Source organism: Veillonella parvula (assembly GCF_048309325.1).
GTDB lineage: Bacteria > Bacillota > Negativicutes > Veillonellales > Veillonellaceae > Veillonella > Veillonella parvula_T.
The window spans coordinates 780,346-797,770 of the sequence record NZ_DBFBTX010000005.1 but is presented as its reverse complement, the minus strand read 5'-3'; the positions used below and the strand labels follow the sequence as shown (position 1 = coordinate 797,770).

Below are 17,425 nucleotides of genomic sequence, written 5' to 3'. Positions count from 1 at the left end.
AAGATGATTAAGACTGACATTTGTGATTTATTGCAGATTGAGTATCCAATCTTTCAAGGTGGTATGGCTTGGCTCGGTACTGCAGAATTAGCGGCAGCCGTTTCTGAAGCTGGTGGCCTTGGGATTATTGGTGCTGGTCATATGCCTCCTGATATTTTCCGTAATGAAATCCATAAATTAAAAGAGCGCACTAGCAAGCCTTTTGGCTGTAATATTATGCTCATGTCTCCATTTGTAAAAGAGGTTATGGAAGTAGTTGTGGAAGAACGTGTTCCTGTTATCACTACAGGTGCAGGTAATCCTGGTGTTTATGTTCCCGCTTTGAAAGAGATTGGTACAAAAGTTATTCCTGTAGTTGCATCAGTATTACTAGCAAAACGCTTATTACGTGGCGGTATTGATGCAATTATTGCTGAAGGTACAGAGTCTGGTGGTCACGTAGGTGATATTACAACTATGGCATTAATTCCTCAAGTAGTTGATGCTGTAGATGTACCAGTTATTGCTGCTGGTGGTATTGCAGATGGTCGTGGTATGGCTGCGGCATTTGCATTAGGTGCTAAAGCGGTACAAATGGGGACACGATTCGTATTATCCGAAGAATGTATTGCCCATGAAAATTATAAAAATGCTGTATTGAAAGCAAAAGATCGTGCTACAGTTATGACTGGCTTAACAACAGGTCATCCTGTACGTATTATAGATAATGCGTTAGCTCATAAATATAAATCCCTTGAATTTAGTGGTGGTTCTAAAGAGGAATTGGAAGCATTAGGCGCTGGCACACTTCGTTTAGCTGCTATTGATGGTAATATAAAAGAAGGTTCTGTAATGATCGGTCAAATTTCTGGTATGTTAACAGATGTTAAACCATGTGAAACTATCATTAAAGATATCATGACTGAAGCTGAAACAGTGATTAAGAATCTTCAAGGTCTTAGTAAATAAGGAGGCCCCTAATGAAAACGGCATTTGTTTTTCCTGGTCAAGGTTCTCAAAAAGTAGGCATGTTACAAGATTTGTATAATGCGTATCCTATTGTAAAACAACGTTTTGAAGAGGCTGACGAAGCACTTGGTTATTCCATCAGTAAATTATGCTTCGAAGGTCCTGATACAGAGCTCGTTAAAACAGCAAATACACAACCAGCTATTTTGACTGCATCCGTAGCTTGTTATGAAATTCTAAAAGAACAAGGCTTTACGCCTGATATCGTAGGCGGGCATAGTCTTGGTGAGTATAGTGCTCTAGTAGCAGCCGGTGTATTGAACTTTAAAGACGCAGTATATGTAGTTCATAAACGCGGTGAATATATGCAAGAAGCTGTGCCATTGGGTAAAGGCGCTATGGCGGCAATTTTGGCATTACCTCGTGAGCAAGTTGTAGAAATTTGTGAAGAAGTAAATGCTTCTGTAGGTTCTGTACAAGCAGTTAACTTCAATTGCCCTGGACAAATCGTTATTGCCGGTGAAACTGCAGCGGTGGAAACAGCAGCTGAAAAAATGAAAGAAGCAGGAGCGAAACGCGCAGTAATGCTTCCTGTGAGTGCTCCATTCCACAGCCGTTTGATGGAACCAGCAGCTCTTCGGTTAAAGGAAGAATTGGATAAGATCCAAGTGAGTGATGCACAAATTCCTGTAGTTGCAAATGTTACTGGTAAGATTTTGACTAATGCCAATGACATTAAAGAGTCCTTAGTTACTCAAGCCGCTAACCCTGTTTTATGGGAAGATTGTGTAGCTGAAATGGTAAACTTTGGTGTTACTCGCTTTGTTGAAGTGGGACCTGGGAAAGTACTTACAGGTTTTACTAAAAAGATTAACAAAGATATGGAATTAGCCAATGTTGAAGACATTGCATCCTTAGAGAAAACGCTTGAATTTTTGAAGGGGGTTCGATAAAATGCATTTAGAGGGTAAAGTAGCCATTGTAACTGGCGCATCCCGTGGCATTGGTCGCGCTGTAGCTATCAATCTAGCACAATCTGGTGCTGATGTTGTAGTAAACTATAGCGGTAGCGAAGGTGCAGCGCAAGAAACTGTTGAAGCTGTACAAGCGTTAGGCCGCAAAGCCATTAAAATTAAAGCCAATGTAGCCAATGTAGATGAAGTTGCTTCCATGGTGGAAGAAGCTCATAAAGAATTTGGTCACATTGATATTCTCGTGAATAATGCGGGGATTACGCGTGACGGTTTGTTAATGCGAATGAAAGACGAAGATTTTGATGCTGTTATCGATATCAACCTAAAAGGTGTTTACTTGGTAACTAAAGCAGTATCTAAAATCATGATGAAACAACGTTCTGGTCATATTATTAACATGACATCTGTTGTAGGTGTTATGGGTAATGCTGGTCAAACTAACTATGCTGCTTCTAAAGCGGGCGTAATTGGTTTTACTAAATCCTGTGCTAAAGAATTGGCTAGCCGTGGTATTACAGTTAATGCTATTGCTCCAGGCTTTATCAACACAGATATGACCGATGTATTACCAGAAAAAGTTAAAGAAGCTATGGTTACTGAAATTCCATTGGGCCGTATGGCTGATGCTGAAGAAGTAGCAACAGTAGTAACATTCCTTGCTAGCGATTTTGCTAATTATATTACGGGTCAAGTCATCAATGTTGATGGTGGCATGGTAATGTAGTTGTAAAATTAGACTATATATAAATACACTTTGAAAGGAGGTGAACCACTAATGAACACTTTCGATAAAGTTAAAGCAATCGTTGTGGAACAATTAGGCGTTGATGAAGCTGAAGTTACCATTGATTCTACATTCATCGACGACTTAGGCGCTGACTCCTTAGATATCGTTGAATTGATCATGGCATTTGAAGAAGAATTCAATGTTGAAATCCCTGACGACGTTGCAGAAAAAATTAAAACCGTTAAGGATACAGTAGAATATATTGATTCTGCTAAATAAGCTGTAAAGCTAACAATTCAACCGAACGGGAGGCCGAGTGGCCTCCCAACCGGTTTTATTTACAGGAGGATTTGATAGTGAAGCTCCCTGAACTTCGCATTGGGAATCTAGTGGCCAAAGTACCTATTATTCAAGGTGGTATGGCGATTAGATTGTCTACAGCTCGCTTGGCAGCAGCCGTTGCAAATGAAGGTGGTATCGGCCTTATTGCGGCATCGGGCTTGCCTTTCGATGAATTACGATACGAAATACAATTAGCTAGAAAATTATCACCTACGGGTATTATTGGTATAAATGCGATGGTAGCAGCAACTCAATTTGCTGGCTTAGTAAAGACTGCCATCGAAGAAGGCATTGATCTTGTAGTAGCAGGTGCTGGTTTTTCAAGAGATATGTTCGCAATGGGCAAAGAGTCTGGTACTCCTATTGTACCAATTGTTTCGTCCGCAAAATTAGCTCGCATTTCTGAAGGTTTAGGTGCTGCAGCTGTAATCGTAGAAGGCTGTGAAGCTGGTGGACACTTGGGGACGGATCGTTCCGCTCGAGAAATCGTTCCCGAAGTTGTAGCAGCGGTAAAAAACATTCCAGTAATTGCTGCTGGTGGTGTTCTAGATGGCCGTGATATCGTTGAAATGTTAAAAATCGGTGCTAGTGGTGTTCAAATGGGTAGCCGTTTTGCTGCTTCTGATGAATGTAATGCATCTGATGAATTGAAAAAAATGTATGTACGAGCTACAAACCCTGAGGATATAGTATTGATTCAAAGTCCTGTTGGTTTGCCTGGTCAAGCAATAAAAAACAAATTTGCTGAATCTGTTTTAGATGGTACTGTAGCGCCTCCAACGGTGTGTGATAACTGTTTAAAACATTGTTCCCATAAATTCTGCATTATCCGTGCTCTTTCTCGCGCACAACAAGGTGATGTGGAAACGGGGTTGGTGTTCTCTGGCAATAATATGAGAAAAGTCGATAGGATTATGCCAGTTAAAGATATCTTTGCTCAATTAAAACAGCAAGTAGCAGAGATCGATTAATTTAAAGGGCTGTATAGCTATAAGAGGTGGAATAATTGGAAAAACGTGTAGTAATTACTGGCTTAGGGGCAGTGACTCCTGTAGGTATCGGTAAAGAGAACTTCTACAATGCGTTATTGGCAGGTCAATCTGGTATTGGGCCGATTACACGCTTTGACGCATCTAACTATGCAACACGCATTGCGGGTGAAGTAAAAGATTTTGATATTACAAACTATGGGGTAGACAAGAAAGAAGCTCGTCGTATGGACCGTTCTGTAGAATTTGCTATCGGTGCAGCTGTTCTTGCTTGTGAAGATGCTGATCTTGATTTAGATAAAGCAGATTTAGATCGCTGTGGTACTGTAGTTGGTACAGGTATAGGCGGCATTGACTCTATCCATGAGGTGTATGAAACATTATTCGAAAAAGGTCCTGGCCGTGTAAGTCCATTTGCAGTACCTATGATGATTGCAAATATGACATCTGCACGCGTATCTATTCGCCTTGGTCTTAAAGGTCCAGTTATTACAGACGTAACTGCTTGTACTTCTGGTACAAATGCGATTGGCGATGCATTCCGTATCATCCAACGTGGAGATGCTGATGTGATGTTTGCTGGTGGTACTGAGGCTGCGGTATCTCCGGCTGCTGTAGCTGGTTTTGCGGCTATGAAAGCTATGTCTACACGCAATGATGAGCCAACAAAGGCGTCCCGTCCATTTGACCGTGACCGTGATGGTTTCGTAATGGGTGAAGGTGCTGGTATCGTAGTTCTTGAAGAATTAGAACACGCAAAAGCACGCGGTGCGCATATCTATGCTGAAGTTGTGGGCTATGGTAGCAATGGTGATGCTTACCATATCACTGCACCAGCTCCAGGTGGTGTTCAAGCTCGTAAATGTATGGAATTAGCAATTAAAGATGCAGGTATTGATCCTAAAGACGTTAACTACATCAATGCTCATGGTACATCTACTGGCCTTAATGACCAAAATGAAACATTGGCTATTAAAGAATTGTTCGGCGATCACGCTAAAAATATCGCTGTTAACTCTACTAAATCCATGACAGGTCACTTATTGGGGGCTGCTGGTGCTATTGAAACTATCGTAATGGCGATGGCGATTGAAACTGGTAAAGTTCACCCTACAATTAACTGTGACAATCCTGATGAAGGTTTGGATCTGGACTATGTTCGTGAAGGCGCACGTGAACTTCAAGTAAAATGTGCACTTTCTAACTCTTTCGGTTTTGGTGGTCATAACGGTACACTTTGCATTCGCCGTTATGAAGCTTAATGGTTACTATCGAAACGCATAAGAGTAAGATAACACAAGCTCGTGAAGAATCTCTTCATGAGCTTGTTGCTCGTTTAGACATACCTGTGTCAGATATATCCATTATAGATTGTGCTTTTACACATACTTCTTATGCGAATGAACATAAATCAAAGCATATTCATCACAATCAGCGATTAGAGTTTTTAGGCGATGCTGTTTTGGATCTTATTATTGGGGAATACCTATTTAAGACATATCCAGATATGGCTGAAGGTAATTTAACGAAAATTAAGGCCGCTACAGTGTGTGAGGATTCTTTAGCATCTGTGAGCCGTTCTTTAGAACTAGGACAATATTTATTGCTTGGTCATGGAGAACGCGCTTCCGGTGGTAACGATCGAAACTCTATATTAGCGGATACCTTTGAGTCTCTCATCGGTGCCATTTATATTTCTACAGATTATCAAACGGCTATGGCCTTTGTTTTAAAGCATTTAACTACCTATATCATGCAAGCCTTAGAAGGTAAGCGGGGCAAAGATTATAAGACATTATTACAAGAATATGTGCAAAGAGATGGGGATAAACATATTGTCTATCATTTGCTCAGTGAAAGTGGTCCCGACCATGCTAAAACCTTCCATATGGAGGTTGAAATCAATGGTGTTACTTACGAGGCCGGCTCTGGTAAAAGTAAAAAAATTGCAGAACAACATGCGGCTCAATTGACTTTAGAAAAGTTGATGGCTGATAAATAGAAAAGCGCCGAATGGCGCTTTTTTCTGTATAATAGTATGTGAGTAATAATTTATATAATAGTAGATGAGTAATAATTTTTACATAAGAAGAGGAGGTGTTTATGAAACCATTTGGTATGATCCCCTTTTTTATACCTCACGTAGGTTGTCCCTATGTGTGTACATTTTGTAATCAATCTCGTATTACAGGCCAATCTGGTATTAGTCACCTAACTCCAGAATATATACAACAAACAATCAAAGACTATGTAGGAACAAAGCGGAATGAAAAGTTTTGGGAGGTTGCCTTTTATGGTGGATCATTTACGGCTATTACTAAAGATTTACAACATAAATTATTAATGCCTGCCTATGAAATGCTTCAACAGGGCCTCATTGATGGCATACGTTGCTCTACAAGACCTGATGCTGTAGGTGATGAAGCGATTACATTATTACAGTCTTATGGAGTAAAAACTGTAGAACTTGGTGTGCAGTCTATGAATGATGGTATTTTAGTCGATGCTAAGAGGGGGCACACGGCACAAGAGGTAGTAGAGGCTGTTACACGATTAAAACATCGTGATATGACCGTTGGGGTTCAACTTTTACCAGGACTAAAAGGAGAGACATGGCAAACCATAATAGAAACGGCCATTGCAGTAGCCGCATTACGACCTGATTTTGTACGTATCTATCCCGTACTAGTTATAGAAAATACAGAGCTAGCCGACCAGTATAGAGCTGGAGAATATGAACCACTAAGTACTGAGCTAGCTATACAGTATTGTTCATTTTTAAAAGATTGGTTTGAACAGCATGGTATTGAAGTCATTCGCACGGGGTTACAAAGTACAGAAGAATTAGATTCCGGCAATAGCTTAGTGGCAGGTCCATATGAGCCCGCTATGGGAGAGCTGGTTGTGAACGAACAGTATAAGCAGCGAATTGAACGTTGTATTGATGAGCATGTATCTCAGTTTAAGTACTTAATAAGTAATGATTGTTTTAGTTTAATTGAAGATGCTACTTATGGAAGCTTAAAATTAAGTAGAGTTAATGTTGATAATAGTGGATGTATAGATAACACTAATAATGATAGAACAAATTATATTAGGACTAATGGTATTCCTGTAAAGCATAATATTGTTATTTCTTATCCGAGATGCTTAACATCTAAGGTGCGAGGCCTTAATAATCGAAACGTTAAATACTTTCAGATTCAGTATCCGCAGTATGCATTTGAATGGTGTGAAGAACGCACGAGAAATACCGTTCGTTGCTGTATTGATGGCCTGCAATATGTGTTATAATAAAAGATATGATTATTTAGGGTTGTTGGTAGAAAGGAGGCAGTCATGCAATTACTTCGGTTGGAATTAAAGGGCTTTAAATCGTTTGCGGATAAAACGATTGTAAAATTCTCACCAGGAATGACTGCCGTTATTGGTCCTAACGGAAGTGGTAAAAGTAATATTACGGATGCAATGAAATGGGTTTTAGGGGAATCCAATGTGCGTAATTTGCGCGGACAAAAAGCAGAGGATATTATTTTCTCTGGTACGGAAAAGCGCAAACCTATGAGCGCTGCTGAGGTTACACTTGTGTTTGACAATAGTGACCAACAATTAGATATAGATATGGCTGAGGTAGCCATTACACGCCGTATATACCGCACTGGTGAAAGTGAGTTTCTTGTCAATAAGCGATCTTGTCGTTTAAAGGACATACATCTTTTACTAGCAGATACCGGTCTTGGTAGAGATTCTATGGCCATCATTGGTCAAAATCGAATTGATGCTATCTTGAATTCTAAGCCTGAAGAACGGAGATTGATTTTTGAAGATGTAGCAGGTATTTCTCGCTTTAAGATCAATAAAGAAGATGCGTTGCGTCGTATTGCTAGCACAGACCGTAATATGGAGCGTGTACGAGACGTAATGGCTACCATTGAAGAGCAATTAGGACCTTTGTCTGAAAAAGCGGAAAAGACTAAAAAATATATGACCTTAAGCCGCACAAAGCGCGATTATGATGGGGCATTAGGCTTTCACAATTATAAGACCTCTGATCGTCTTTTGACGCGTTTTGAAAATGATAATATTGCCTTTAAAGATGAAGAAATTGAGCTTCAAACTGAATTGTCTAAATTAGAGGCTCGTCGTCACGAATTGCAATCGTCCTCGTCAAAAGAGCAGGAACAGCTTAAGTTGTGGGAGGCTCAGTATACTGAAAAGCAACGTGATGAAGAACGCTTAGCTGGCCATTTACGTCTCTTAGAAGAGCAACTAAAAACAGCGCGCCGTGAATTAGATGAAACTTCTATGCGCATTAGCGAGCTAGAGGCTACGCAAAAGGGCGAGGAGCAACAATTGCGCATCTTAAATCAATTGATTCAAGATGAAAGTGCTCAATTAGTAGAGAAAGAGTCTAATTTAGAAGAATTAGAAGGAACCTACAAAAAGGCTGTTGAAGATGTAAGGGCAGAACAAGCTAAGTTCCAATCCTTGCAATCCAATCGAGAGGCTTTTGAGCAACGTCAATTAGAAGTTGTGAGTGCTATTGAAACGGCTAAGGCTAGTATTCGAAGCTTAGAAGCTCGCAAGGTAGAAAGCAAAAATCAATGTGCTATTCTAGAATCTGAAATAGCACAGGTAGATAGTGAACTACAAGTCGCTCGTTCTGAATTTGAAGCGCTAGGCCAAAAGTTTAATGCCTTATCTGCTCGACGACAAGCCCTCGTTGATGATGCTAAGGATGCGGCTATGAAAGTGCGTGAAGAGCGTAAGGAATTACAAAAGCTGCGTACTCAAGAACAACGTGCAAAGGGTCGTTTAGAGCTCTTAGTTCAATGGGAAGAGCAGCATGAAGGCTATTTAGAAGGTACTAAGAACATCCTCAACGGTAAAGGGTCCTGGCGCGAACAAATCACAGGCGCTGTTGGCGATCTCTTTACGGTAGAGGACAAATATACTATGGCTATCGAAACGGCCTTAGGTGGCAGTGTTAACCACGTTGTAACTACTACGGCTCGTGCAGCGGCTGAGGGTGTAAATTACTTGAAATCTATCCAAGGTGGTCGCGTAACCTTCTTGCCTATGGATTCTGTAAAAGGAAAACCTTATGATACACCGGCTCTAAATGAAAGCTGTGTATTAGGTACGGCTGTTGACTGTATCTCCTTTGATAATAAGTACGTCCATATTTTCCAGTATTTATTGGGCCGTACCTTAGTAGTATCCTCCATGGATGATGCTATTGGATTACAGAAAAAATACAATCAGCAATTGCGTATTGTAACCCTTACGGGTGAACAGTTCCAACCGGGTGGCTCTTTAACGGGTGGTGCTACGAAGCGTAAGCGCGCCTCTGTATTGAGCCGTAAGGAAGAAGCAGCTAGTCTTGAACAAGAGCTTGTACAAATTGAAGAACAAATCCGTTCCTTAACAGCTAGCTTAGAAAATCTAGAAAAACGGGTTGAAGAGGCTGAAAAAGAACGAGTTGCCCTTGATGAAATCTATCAACATACGAACTTACTCCATGTGGCTAGTGAAACAAAGGTACAAAATATACAACATCAGATAGATCGTAAGAAACGTGTTCTTTCAGAAGAAGAGCAACGTTTAGTACAAATTGATATTGATTTGGCTACTACAACTGCTAACTTGAAGGAGCAAGAAACAGCATTAGCTTCCTTGCAAGAGAATCATGGTGTGGATGGTAATCAAGGGGCGTTGATGGATCGATTGACTGTGTTGCAAAAGGTGCAACAAGAGGCGTATGAAGCTTTTACAGAAGTTCGCCTTACTTGTGATACCTTGCGACATACCATTCAGGAACGGGAAACACAACGTGAACAGCGTAATCAGTCTATTTCTAGTATTATTGAGCGCTTAACACCACTTCGTAATTTGTTAGTTAGTACTACACAACGCTATGAAGAGGAAATACCTAAGGCTCAGGAAGTTGCAGAACAAGAGTTGGCCTCTGCTACGGCTGAGGTTGAACGATTACGTGCTCTTCGTGATGAAGCCTATGATAAAACATCTACGGGGCGCGAGGAAATGGAATCTATCCTCAGTGAGCAAGACCGATTGAATCAACGCTATAAAGTGGTGCAAGGTCGTCTTGTTGATATGGAAGGTAAAATTACACGTCATCGCATGGATTGTGAGCGCTTTATAGAAGAATTACAAGAGCTAGGCTTTACATTGGAAGATGCTCAAGTCCTTCGCATTGAAGGTTCCGTTAATGATTGGAAGGATGAGCAAGCTCGGTTGATGGCCGAAATTGCCGAATTGGGTCCAGTCAATCCAAATGCCGTTGAGGAATATGAAGAGACTAAAGAACGATATGATTTCTTAACCACACAATTAGCTGATTTAGATACGGCAAAGACGCAATTACAGGCGGTTATTGCCGAAATGGATAAGGCTATGAGTACACAGCTATACGATGTATTGGATGTGGTAGGCCGTAGATTCCAAGAGGTATTCAGCCAATTGTTTGGCGGTGGTACTGCGCAAATTGTACTGACTGATCCAGATAATATTTTGACGGGTGGTATCGATTTCTATATTCAACCACCAGGGAAAAAGCGTCAACAATTGACACTTTTATCGGGTGGTGAACGTGCTCTTACGGTTATCGCTTTATTGTTCTCATTCCTCGATTATCGTCCAGCTCCGTTCTGCGTGCTTGACGAAGTTGACGCGGCGCTTGACGAAGCCAATGTTGAACGATTTAGTTCCTACTTAAATCGAGTAAATAAAGAAACACAATTTATCGTTGTATCTCACCGTAAAAAGACGATGGAAGCTGCCGAAGTACTTCAAGGGGTAACAATGGTGGAACGCGGTGTATCGCGATTATTAACAGTAGCATTTGAAGATGTGAAGGAGGATCTAGCATAATGGCATTTGGATTCTTTGATAGAATTAAAGACGGTTTAGAAAAAACTCGTAAGTCTTTTGTAAAAAATGTAGAAAGCATCGTTATTGGTTATGCGCAAATCGATGATGATTTTTTAGATGATTTAGAAGCAGTTATGCTTACTAGTGATCTAGGCCCTAAGACGACAGAATACTTGATGAAAGAAATTCGTCGTGGTGTAACAGAAGGTATCATTAATCATACAGGCGATGTAATGCCGTTTATGGAAGACCGCATCACGGAAATGCTCATCGATCAAGAAGATGAAATTACTTTGCACCATCCTGAGGTTATCCTCGTAGTTGGTGTAAATGGTGTTGGTAAAACAACGACAATCGCTAAATTGGCTAACTATTATACTAAAGAAGGTAAAAAGGTTATCATTGCTGCAGGTGATACATTCCGTGCCGCTGCAGCTGACCAATTATCCATTTGGGCTGATCGCGTTGGTGTGCCGATTGTTAAACATAAAGAAGGCGCAGACCCTGCTGCCGTTGTATATGATGCAATGGAAGCTGCGAAAGCTCGTAATGCAGACCTTGTTATCGTAGATACGGCTGGTCGTCTACATACTAAGGTTAACCTTATGGAAGAGCTTAAAAAGATGGGGCGCGTAGCGAATAACCACGTAGAAGGTGCGCCGCATCAAACATTGCTCGTTTTAGATGGTACTACGGGTCAAAATGCAGTAAGCCAAGCTAAATTATTTGGTCAAGCTGTACCAGTAAATGGTATTGTAGTAACTAAACTAGATGGTACAGCAAAAGGCGGCGTAGTTATCTCTATTAAAGAGGAACTGGGCGTACCCGTACGCTGGATTGGCGTTGGCGAAGGTATGGATGACTTGCGTCCATTTAATGCAAAAGAATTTGCTAATGCACTATTTAATAAAGGAATGATTCAAGGTGACAAATAAATATAACCGGGAATTCTTACTTGAATATGTAGAATCTGAAAATAAAAAAAATGAATGTAATGTTAGCCTAGAAAATATGAATAAGATAGTTAGCTTAATCGAGTACTTCGGTATTGAACTATATCGCCCCATTACGAGATTGCTACTTTCAAACTGGGAAGAAATTACAGAACGTATTAATAACTATACTGAATCAGATTGGATGATGGCTGATGAAATCCAGAAGACCACACCTACACTAGATCGCTTTTCTATTGCTATGCTCATCGAAGTCTTAGAAGGTGAGGATACGTTGAATCAAGCGGAAAATGTAGGTCGTCGTTTGACGGATGAAGAAATGAAAGCCATCCGTAAACATCAGGATGAACAGTAATGAAGCATAGTACATATAATTACGAGGGGGGCCAACCATTTAAAGTGGAGGCGCCCTTTACGCCTACAGGTGACCAACCTACCGCGATTCAATCTTTAACAGAAGGTATTGAACGTGGTGAATGGGCGCAAGTTTTGCTCGGTGCCACTGGTACTGGTAAGACTTTTACAATGGCTAAGGTTATTGAAGCAGTTCAAAAGCCGACCTTGATCATTGCTCATAATAAAACCTTGGCGGCTCAATTATGTAGTGAATTTAAAAGTTTCTTTCCAAATAATGCGGTAGAATACTTTGTATCTTACTACGATTTTTATCAACCGGAGGCCTATATTCCTTCTAGTGATACATATATCGAGAAGGATGCGTCTATTAATGATGAAATCGATAAACTGCGACATAGTGCTACGATGAGCCTTTTTGAGCGCCGCGATGTCATTATCGTTGCCTCTGTTAGCTGTATTTATGGCTTAGGTGACCCTGAGGACTATTCTGATCTTGTATTGTCCTTGCGCTTAGGTCAAACTAAATCGCGCGATGAAATCTTATCTAAACTCGTAGATATTCAATATACGAGAAATGATATGAACTTTATCCGCGGTACCTTCCGTGTACAAGGGGATACAATTGATATTTTCCCTGCCGCTTATAGTGAAAGAGCCATTCGTGTGGAGCTCTTTGGTGATGAAATCGACCGCCTCGTAGAGGTAGATTCCTTGACGGGTGAAGTTATTGCGGAAAGAAAACACGTTGCTGTCTATCCAGCATCTCACTATGTAACGACGAAAGAGAAGATGAATATTGCTGTAGAGCGTATTGAAGCCGAATTAGATGAGCAGTTGGCGAAGTTAAAAGCTGCTGACCGTCTATTGGAGGCTCAGCGCTTAGAACAGCGTACCCGTTACGATATAGAAATGATACAAGAAATGGGCTATTGCTCGGGCATCGAAAACTATTCCCGTCATATGTCTGAACGTAAGGCTGGGGAAGCACCGTTTACATTGATTGATTATTTCCCAGATGATTTCCTTATCATGGTGGACGAATCGCATGTGACGATGCCTCAAATTCGTGCTATGTATAATGGTGACCGTGCCCGTAAAGAATCTCTTATCGAATACGGTTTCCGTCTTCCTTCTGCATTAGATAATAGACCTCTTCAATTCGATGAATTTGTAGAGCGTATCAATCAAATTGTATACGTATCGGCTACACCTGGCCCATACGAAATGGAAGTAGAAACGAATATTGCAGAGCAAATCATTCGTCCTACGGGCCTATTAGATCCATCTATAGAAATTCGTCCTATTAAGGGGCAAATGGATGACTTGCTTGGAGAAATTCACAAACGAGCTGCCAAGAATGAACGGGTTCTTGTTACGACATTGACGAAGAAGATGGCTGAGGACTTAACGGAATTTTTGAAGGAAATGGGCGTACGAGTTCGTTACCTTCATTCCGATATTGTTACTATTGAGCGGGCTGAAATCATTCGTGATTTGCGGGCTGGCGTATTCGATGTATTAGTTGGTATTAACTTGCTTCGTGAAGGTCTCGATATGCCAGAGGTTTCCTTGGTTGCTATCTTAGATGCGGATAAGGAAGGTTTCTTGCGTTCCGATACGGCCATGATTCAAACTATAGGTCGTGCGGCTCGTAATGTGAATGGTCATGTTATCATGTACGCAGATCGTGTAACAGGTTCCATGCAACGAGCTATCGATGAAACCGATCGTCGTCGTGCCGTGCAAGAGGCTTATAATATTGAACATAATATCACGCCTAAATCTGTATCTAAAGATGTAAAAGAGCTTATCGAATTAACGAAAATCGAAGAAGATATGGTTACCGAGGGAAAGGGACTTTCACCGAAAAAAGGAAAACAAAAAAAATCCTCAGAGGGCATGGACCATGGACACGAATCATATGTTCAAGATACATCAGCACCTAAGGTGGCAGATATAACACCGGAAGAATTGTACAATAAGATTGAAGAGCTAGATCGTCAAATGAAGGCCGCCGCCAAGCAGCTTGAATTTGAATCCGCTGCTAAATTACGTGATCAATTGGGCGTATTACGTCAACAATGGTCCGATATGCATAGTGCAGGAGATAGCAAGTTGAAGAAGCCTGCTTCTACCAAATCTAGAAAGCGGACGAGTCCAAAAAGTAAATCTTAGGAGCAATTTTAAAAGATTGTAAGAAAACACATAGATTATATAGACTATATGTGCGATAATATACATATATTATTTCATGTTAGTAATCGGAGAGATGATGCCGTTTGGTATCATCTCTTTAAATAGGAAAGATAATGAAAGATCAATTGATTGTAAAAGGTGCGCGTCAGCATAACCTAAAAAATATTGATATATCCTTGCCACGTGATCAGTTTATCGTCTTAACTGGCCTCAGTGGTTCTGGTAAATCATCCCTAGCATTTGATACGATTTACGCAGAAGGGCAACGACGTTATGTTGAGTCCCTGTCTGCGTATGCACGTCAATTTTTGGGACAAATGGATAAACCCGATGTCGATTATATTGAAGGTTTGTCTCCAGCCATTTCTATCGACCAAAAGACGACGAGTCGCAACCCTCGTTCTACGGTTGGTACCGTAACGGAGATTTACGACTATTTACGTCTCTTATTTGCACGCGTAGGTCATGCACACTGTCCAGAGTGTGGTAAGCCTATTACCCAGCAAACAATACAACAAATGACCGACGATGTAATGAGCTTTGCCGAAGGTACAAAGGTTTTAGTGCTGGCCCCTATGATTCAAGGTAAAAAAGGGGAACATAAATCGGTGTTTGAACAACTTCGCAAAGAAGGCTTTGTTCGTGCTCGAGTAGACGGTGTAGTGCGTACCTTGGACGAAGAAATTGTATTAGAGAAAAATAAGAAGCATTCCATCGATATCGTTGTGGACCGTCTCGTTGTAAAAGAAGGCATTGAATCTCGGTTGGCTGACTCTATGGAGACCGCTTCAAAATGGGCAGAAGGCATCGTTGTGATTCAAGAGGTAGACGGACCTGAACACATGTATAGCCAACATTTTGCGTGCCCAGATTGTCATATTTCATTACCTAAAATTGAACCGCGTATGTTCTCTTTTAATAGTCCGTTTGGTGCGTGCCCATCTTGTTTAGGGATTGGTTCTACTATGGAGGTTGATGAGGAGCGCGTTATTCCAGATGGATCTATTAGCTTTGCCGATGGTTGCGTGCAAGCCTTGAGCTCCAATCCTAATGCTTGGTTTATGCGTCAAGTAGAAGGTCTATTAAAAGCTAATGGATATTCCTTAGACTCCACCTATGATGAATTGCCGAAAGCATTACAGAAAAAGGTGATGTACGGTACGACGGATAAGGTAAATTTCACCTATGAAAATATGAGAGGTGAGATAAAGGAATTCTTTACTGAGTACGAAGGTATTTTACCGATGGTTAAGCGCCGTCATAGTGAAGCCTCTACAGACTCTATGCGTGAAGAATTTGAAAAGTTTATGTCTATTAAGCCGTGTACTACATGTCATGGGGCTCGTCTTAAACCTGAAGTATTAGCTATTACTGTAGGGGATAAGAATATCAACGAAGTAACGCAGTTAACTATTAAAGAAGCACTCGATTTCTTTGGTAATCTACAGTTAACTGAACGTGAACAAGTGATTGGTGCTCAAATTTTAAAGGAAATCAATGCTCGTCTAGGTTTCCTTAATAATGTAGGTCTCGATTACCTAACAATGAACCGTAGTGCAGGCACATTATCTGGTGGTGAAGCACAGCGTATTCGTCTAGCTACGCAAATCGGCTCTGGTTTGGTAGGTGTATTGTACATCCTAGACGAACCGTCCATAGGTCTACATCAACGAGATAATGATCGACTCATCGATACCTTAAAAGGATTGCGGGACTTAGGTAATACCTTGCTCGTTGTAGAACACGACGAAGATACGATGCGTGCGGCTGACTATCTCGTGGACATTGGTCCAGGTGCAGGTGAGCATGGCGGTCAAATTATTGCCGCTGGTTCTGTTGACGAAGTTATGAAGGTAAAAGACTCTATTACGGGTCAGTATTTGAGTGGTCGTAAATTTATCGCTCTTCCGGAAGAACGCCGTAAACCAGGTAAGAACTGCATTGAAATTCGCGGTGCTAAGGAAAACAATTTACAAAATGTAAATGTAAAATTCCCTATTGGCTTGTTTAATGTTGTTACTGGTGTCAGCGGTTCTGGTAAGTCTACCTTGATTAATGAAATTCTCTACAAAGGTTTAGCTAATCAATTATATCGCTCTAACCACAAAGTAGGGGCTCATAAAGAAATCCGTGGTCTTGAACATATCGATAAAATCATCAATATTGATCAAAGCCCTATCGGACGTACACCTCGTTCCAATCCAGCTACATATACAGGTGTATTTGATGCCATACGCGAACTATATAGTCAAACACCGGAAGCAAAGATGCGCGGTTACAAACAAGGGCGCTTTAGCTTTAACGTAAAAGGTGGCCGTTGTGAAGCTTGTCGTGGTGACGGTATCATTAAAATTGAAATGCACTTCTTACCAGATGTGTATGTACCTTGTGAGGTTTGTAAGGGAGCCCGTTATAACCGAGAAACCTTAGAGGTTAAATACAAAGGTAAATCTATTGCAGATGTACTAGATATGACGGTAGATGATGCGGTTGAGTTCTTCAGCGCTATTCCGAAGATCAATCGTAAAATGGTTACCTTGCAAGAGGTAGGTCTTGGCTATATTCGTTTAGGTCAGGCGGCTACAACATTATCTGGTGGTGAAGCACAACGCGTTAAATTAGCTACTGAATTAGCTCGTCGCAGCACAGGTAAAACGCTATACATCCTAGATGAACCTACTACAGGTCTTCACGCCGAGGATATTCGCAAGTTATTACACGTATTGCAACAACTCGTAGAGGGTGGCGATACAGTTGTCGTTATCGAACATAATTTAGATGTTATTAAGATGGCTGATCACATTATTGATCTTGGTCCTGAAGGTGGTAATCGCGGAGGCACTATCGTGGCAATTGGTACGCCTGAGGAAATTGTTAAGGTGAAAGAAAGCTATACCGGGAAATTCTTAGGCCCTGTATTGGAACAGACTAAGAAATTTATGAAAGCAGCGAAGCATAAGAAATAAAATAGTACATATATTTAAGTTTCTATAAAAGAAAAATCATAAAGAGAATAGACTACATCCTTCAACTTATAAAGGTCAA

The 17,425-nt window shown here is 40.9% G+C and carries 13 protein-coding genes; all 13 read left to right on the top strand.

All coding sequences use genetic code 11. The annotated features are described in order from the left end of the window. Positions 1 to 3 precede the first annotated feature (3 nt). The 13 genes from fabK to uvrA all read left to right on the top strand — a co-directional run bounded on the left by fabK (position 4) and on the right by uvrA (position 17,346). On the top strand, positions 4 to 948 hold the full coding sequence (gene fabK / locus ACMKPP_RS08585; protein WP_004693435.1) for an enoyl-[acyl-carrier-protein] reductase FabK: 945 nt from the start codon (positions 4 to 6) through the stop codon (positions 946 to 948). A gap of 11 nt (positions 949 to 959) precedes the next feature. Further along, a complete protein-coding gene (gene fabD / locus ACMKPP_RS08580; protein ID WP_004693437.1) occupies positions 960 to 1,901 on the top strand; it encodes an ACP S-malonyltransferase in 942 nt (313 codons plus the stop codon). A 1-nt stretch (position 1,902) separates the two neighbouring features. Continuing rightward, the gene (fabG, locus tag ACMKPP_RS08575; protein WP_105086565.1) at positions 1,903 to 2,646 is read left to right on the top strand and encodes a 3-oxoacyl-[acyl-carrier-protein] reductase; all 744 of its coding nucleotides are present in this window, start codon (positions 1,903 to 1,905) and stop codon (positions 2,644 to 2,646) included. A 51-nt stretch (positions 2,647 to 2,697) separates the two neighbouring features. Beyond that, the gene (locus ACMKPP_RS08570; protein WP_004693441.1) at positions 2,698 to 2,928 is read left to right on the top strand and encodes an acyl carrier protein; all 231 of its coding nucleotides are present in this window, start codon (positions 2,698 to 2,700) and stop codon (positions 2,926 to 2,928) included. Between the two features lie 77 nt (positions 2,929 to 3,005). Further along, positions 3,006 to 3,962: an NAD(P)H-dependent flavin oxidoreductase gene (locus ACMKPP_RS08565; RefSeq protein ID WP_008600668.1), complete on the top strand. Its 957-nt coding sequence runs from the start codon at positions 3,006 to 3,008 to the stop codon at positions 3,960 to 3,962. A 35-nt stretch (positions 3,963 to 3,997) separates the two neighbouring features. Continuing rightward, on the top strand, positions 3,998 to 5,242 hold the full coding sequence (fabF, locus tag ACMKPP_RS08560; protein WP_418369607.1) for a beta-ketoacyl-ACP synthase II: 1,245 nt from the start codon (positions 3,998 to 4,000) through the stop codon (positions 5,240 to 5,242). Beyond that, positions 5,242 to 5,982 carry a ribonuclease III gene (gene rnc, locus ACMKPP_RS08555; protein WP_118091481.1) on the top strand — a complete coding sequence of 247 codons (741 nt, stop codon included), beginning with the start codon at positions 5,242 to 5,244 and terminating at the stop codon, positions 5,980 to 5,982. Before fabF ends, rnc begins: the two co-directional genes overlap by 1 nt. A gap of 101 nt (positions 5,983 to 6,083) precedes the next feature. Continuing rightward, complete coding sequence (locus ACMKPP_RS08550; RefSeq protein ID WP_039964890.1) at positions 6,084 to 7,274, top strand: elongator complex protein 3; 1,191 nt, start codon at positions 6,084 to 6,086, stop codon at positions 7,272 to 7,274. Between the two features lie 45 nt (positions 7,275 to 7,319). After that, on the top strand, positions 7,320 to 10,874 hold the full coding sequence (gene smc, locus ACMKPP_RS08545) for a chromosome segregation protein SMC (protein ID WP_287529488.1): 3,555 nt from the start codon (positions 7,320 to 7,322) through the stop codon (positions 10,872 to 10,874). Then, entirely contained in the window at positions 10,874 to 11,809 is a 936-nt protein-coding gene (gene ftsY, locus ACMKPP_RS08540; RefSeq protein ID WP_004693455.1) for a signal recognition particle-docking protein FtsY, read from the top strand. Before smc ends, ftsY begins: the two co-directional genes overlap by 1 nt. Further along, positions 11,799 to 12,182 (top strand): hypothetical protein, encoded by a 384-nt coding sequence (locus tag ACMKPP_RS08535; RefSeq protein WP_008600675.1) that lies wholly within the window; start codon positions 11,799 to 11,801, stop codon positions 12,180 to 12,182. The genes ftsY and ACMKPP_RS08535 overlap by 11 nt, the downstream gene beginning before the upstream one ends. Continuing rightward, complete coding sequence (gene uvrB, locus ACMKPP_RS08530; protein ID WP_418369606.1) at positions 12,182 to 14,359, top strand: excinuclease ABC subunit UvrB; 2,178 nt, start codon at positions 12,182 to 12,184, stop codon at positions 14,357 to 14,359. The genes ACMKPP_RS08535 and uvrB overlap by 1 nt, the downstream gene beginning before the upstream one ends. Positions 14,360 to 14,493: 134 nt before the next feature. Continuing rightward, complete coding sequence (uvrA, locus tag ACMKPP_RS08525) at positions 14,494 to 17,346, top strand: excinuclease ABC subunit UvrA (protein ID WP_155086267.1); 2,853 nt, start codon at positions 14,494 to 14,496, stop codon at positions 17,344 to 17,346. Positions 17,347 to 17,425: the final 79 nt, after the last annotated feature.

Excerpts from the sequence above, each read along its gene's own strand:
- fabK (WP_004693435.1), top strand. The coding sequence starts at position 4 with ATGATTAAGACTGACATTTGTGATTTATTGCAGATTGAGTATCCAATC.
- fabD (WP_004693437.1), top strand. The coding sequence starts at position 960 with ATGAAAACGGCATTTGTTTTTCCTGGTCAAGGTTCTCAAAAAGTAGGC.
- fabG (WP_105086565.1), top strand. The coding sequence starts at position 1,903 with ATGCATTTAGAGGGTAAAGTAGCCATTGTAACTGGCGCATCCCGTGGC.
- ACMKPP_RS08570 (WP_004693441.1), top strand. The coding sequence starts at position 2,698 with ATGAACACTTTCGATAAAGTTAAAGCAATCGTTGTGGAACAATTAGGC.
- rnc (WP_118091481.1), top strand. The coding sequence starts at position 5,242 with ATGGTTACTATCGAAACGCATAAGAGTAAGATAACACAAGCTCGTGAA.
- ACMKPP_RS08550 (WP_039964890.1), top strand. The coding sequence starts at position 6,084 with ATGAAACCATTTGGTATGATCCCCTTTTTTATACCTCACGTAGGTTGT.
- smc (WP_287529488.1), top strand. The coding sequence starts at position 7,320 with ATGCAATTACTTCGGTTGGAATTAAAGGGCTTTAAATCGTTTGCGGAT.
- ftsY (WP_004693455.1), top strand. The coding sequence starts at position 10,874 with ATGGCATTTGGATTCTTTGATAGAATTAAAGACGGTTTAGAAAAAACT.
- uvrB (WP_418369606.1), top strand. The coding sequence starts at position 12,182 with ATGAAGCATAGTACATATAATTACGAGGGGGGCCAACCATTTAAAGTG.
- uvrA (WP_155086267.1), top strand. The coding sequence starts at position 14,494 with ATGAAAGATCAATTGATTGTAAAAGGTGCGCGTCAGCATAACCTAAAA.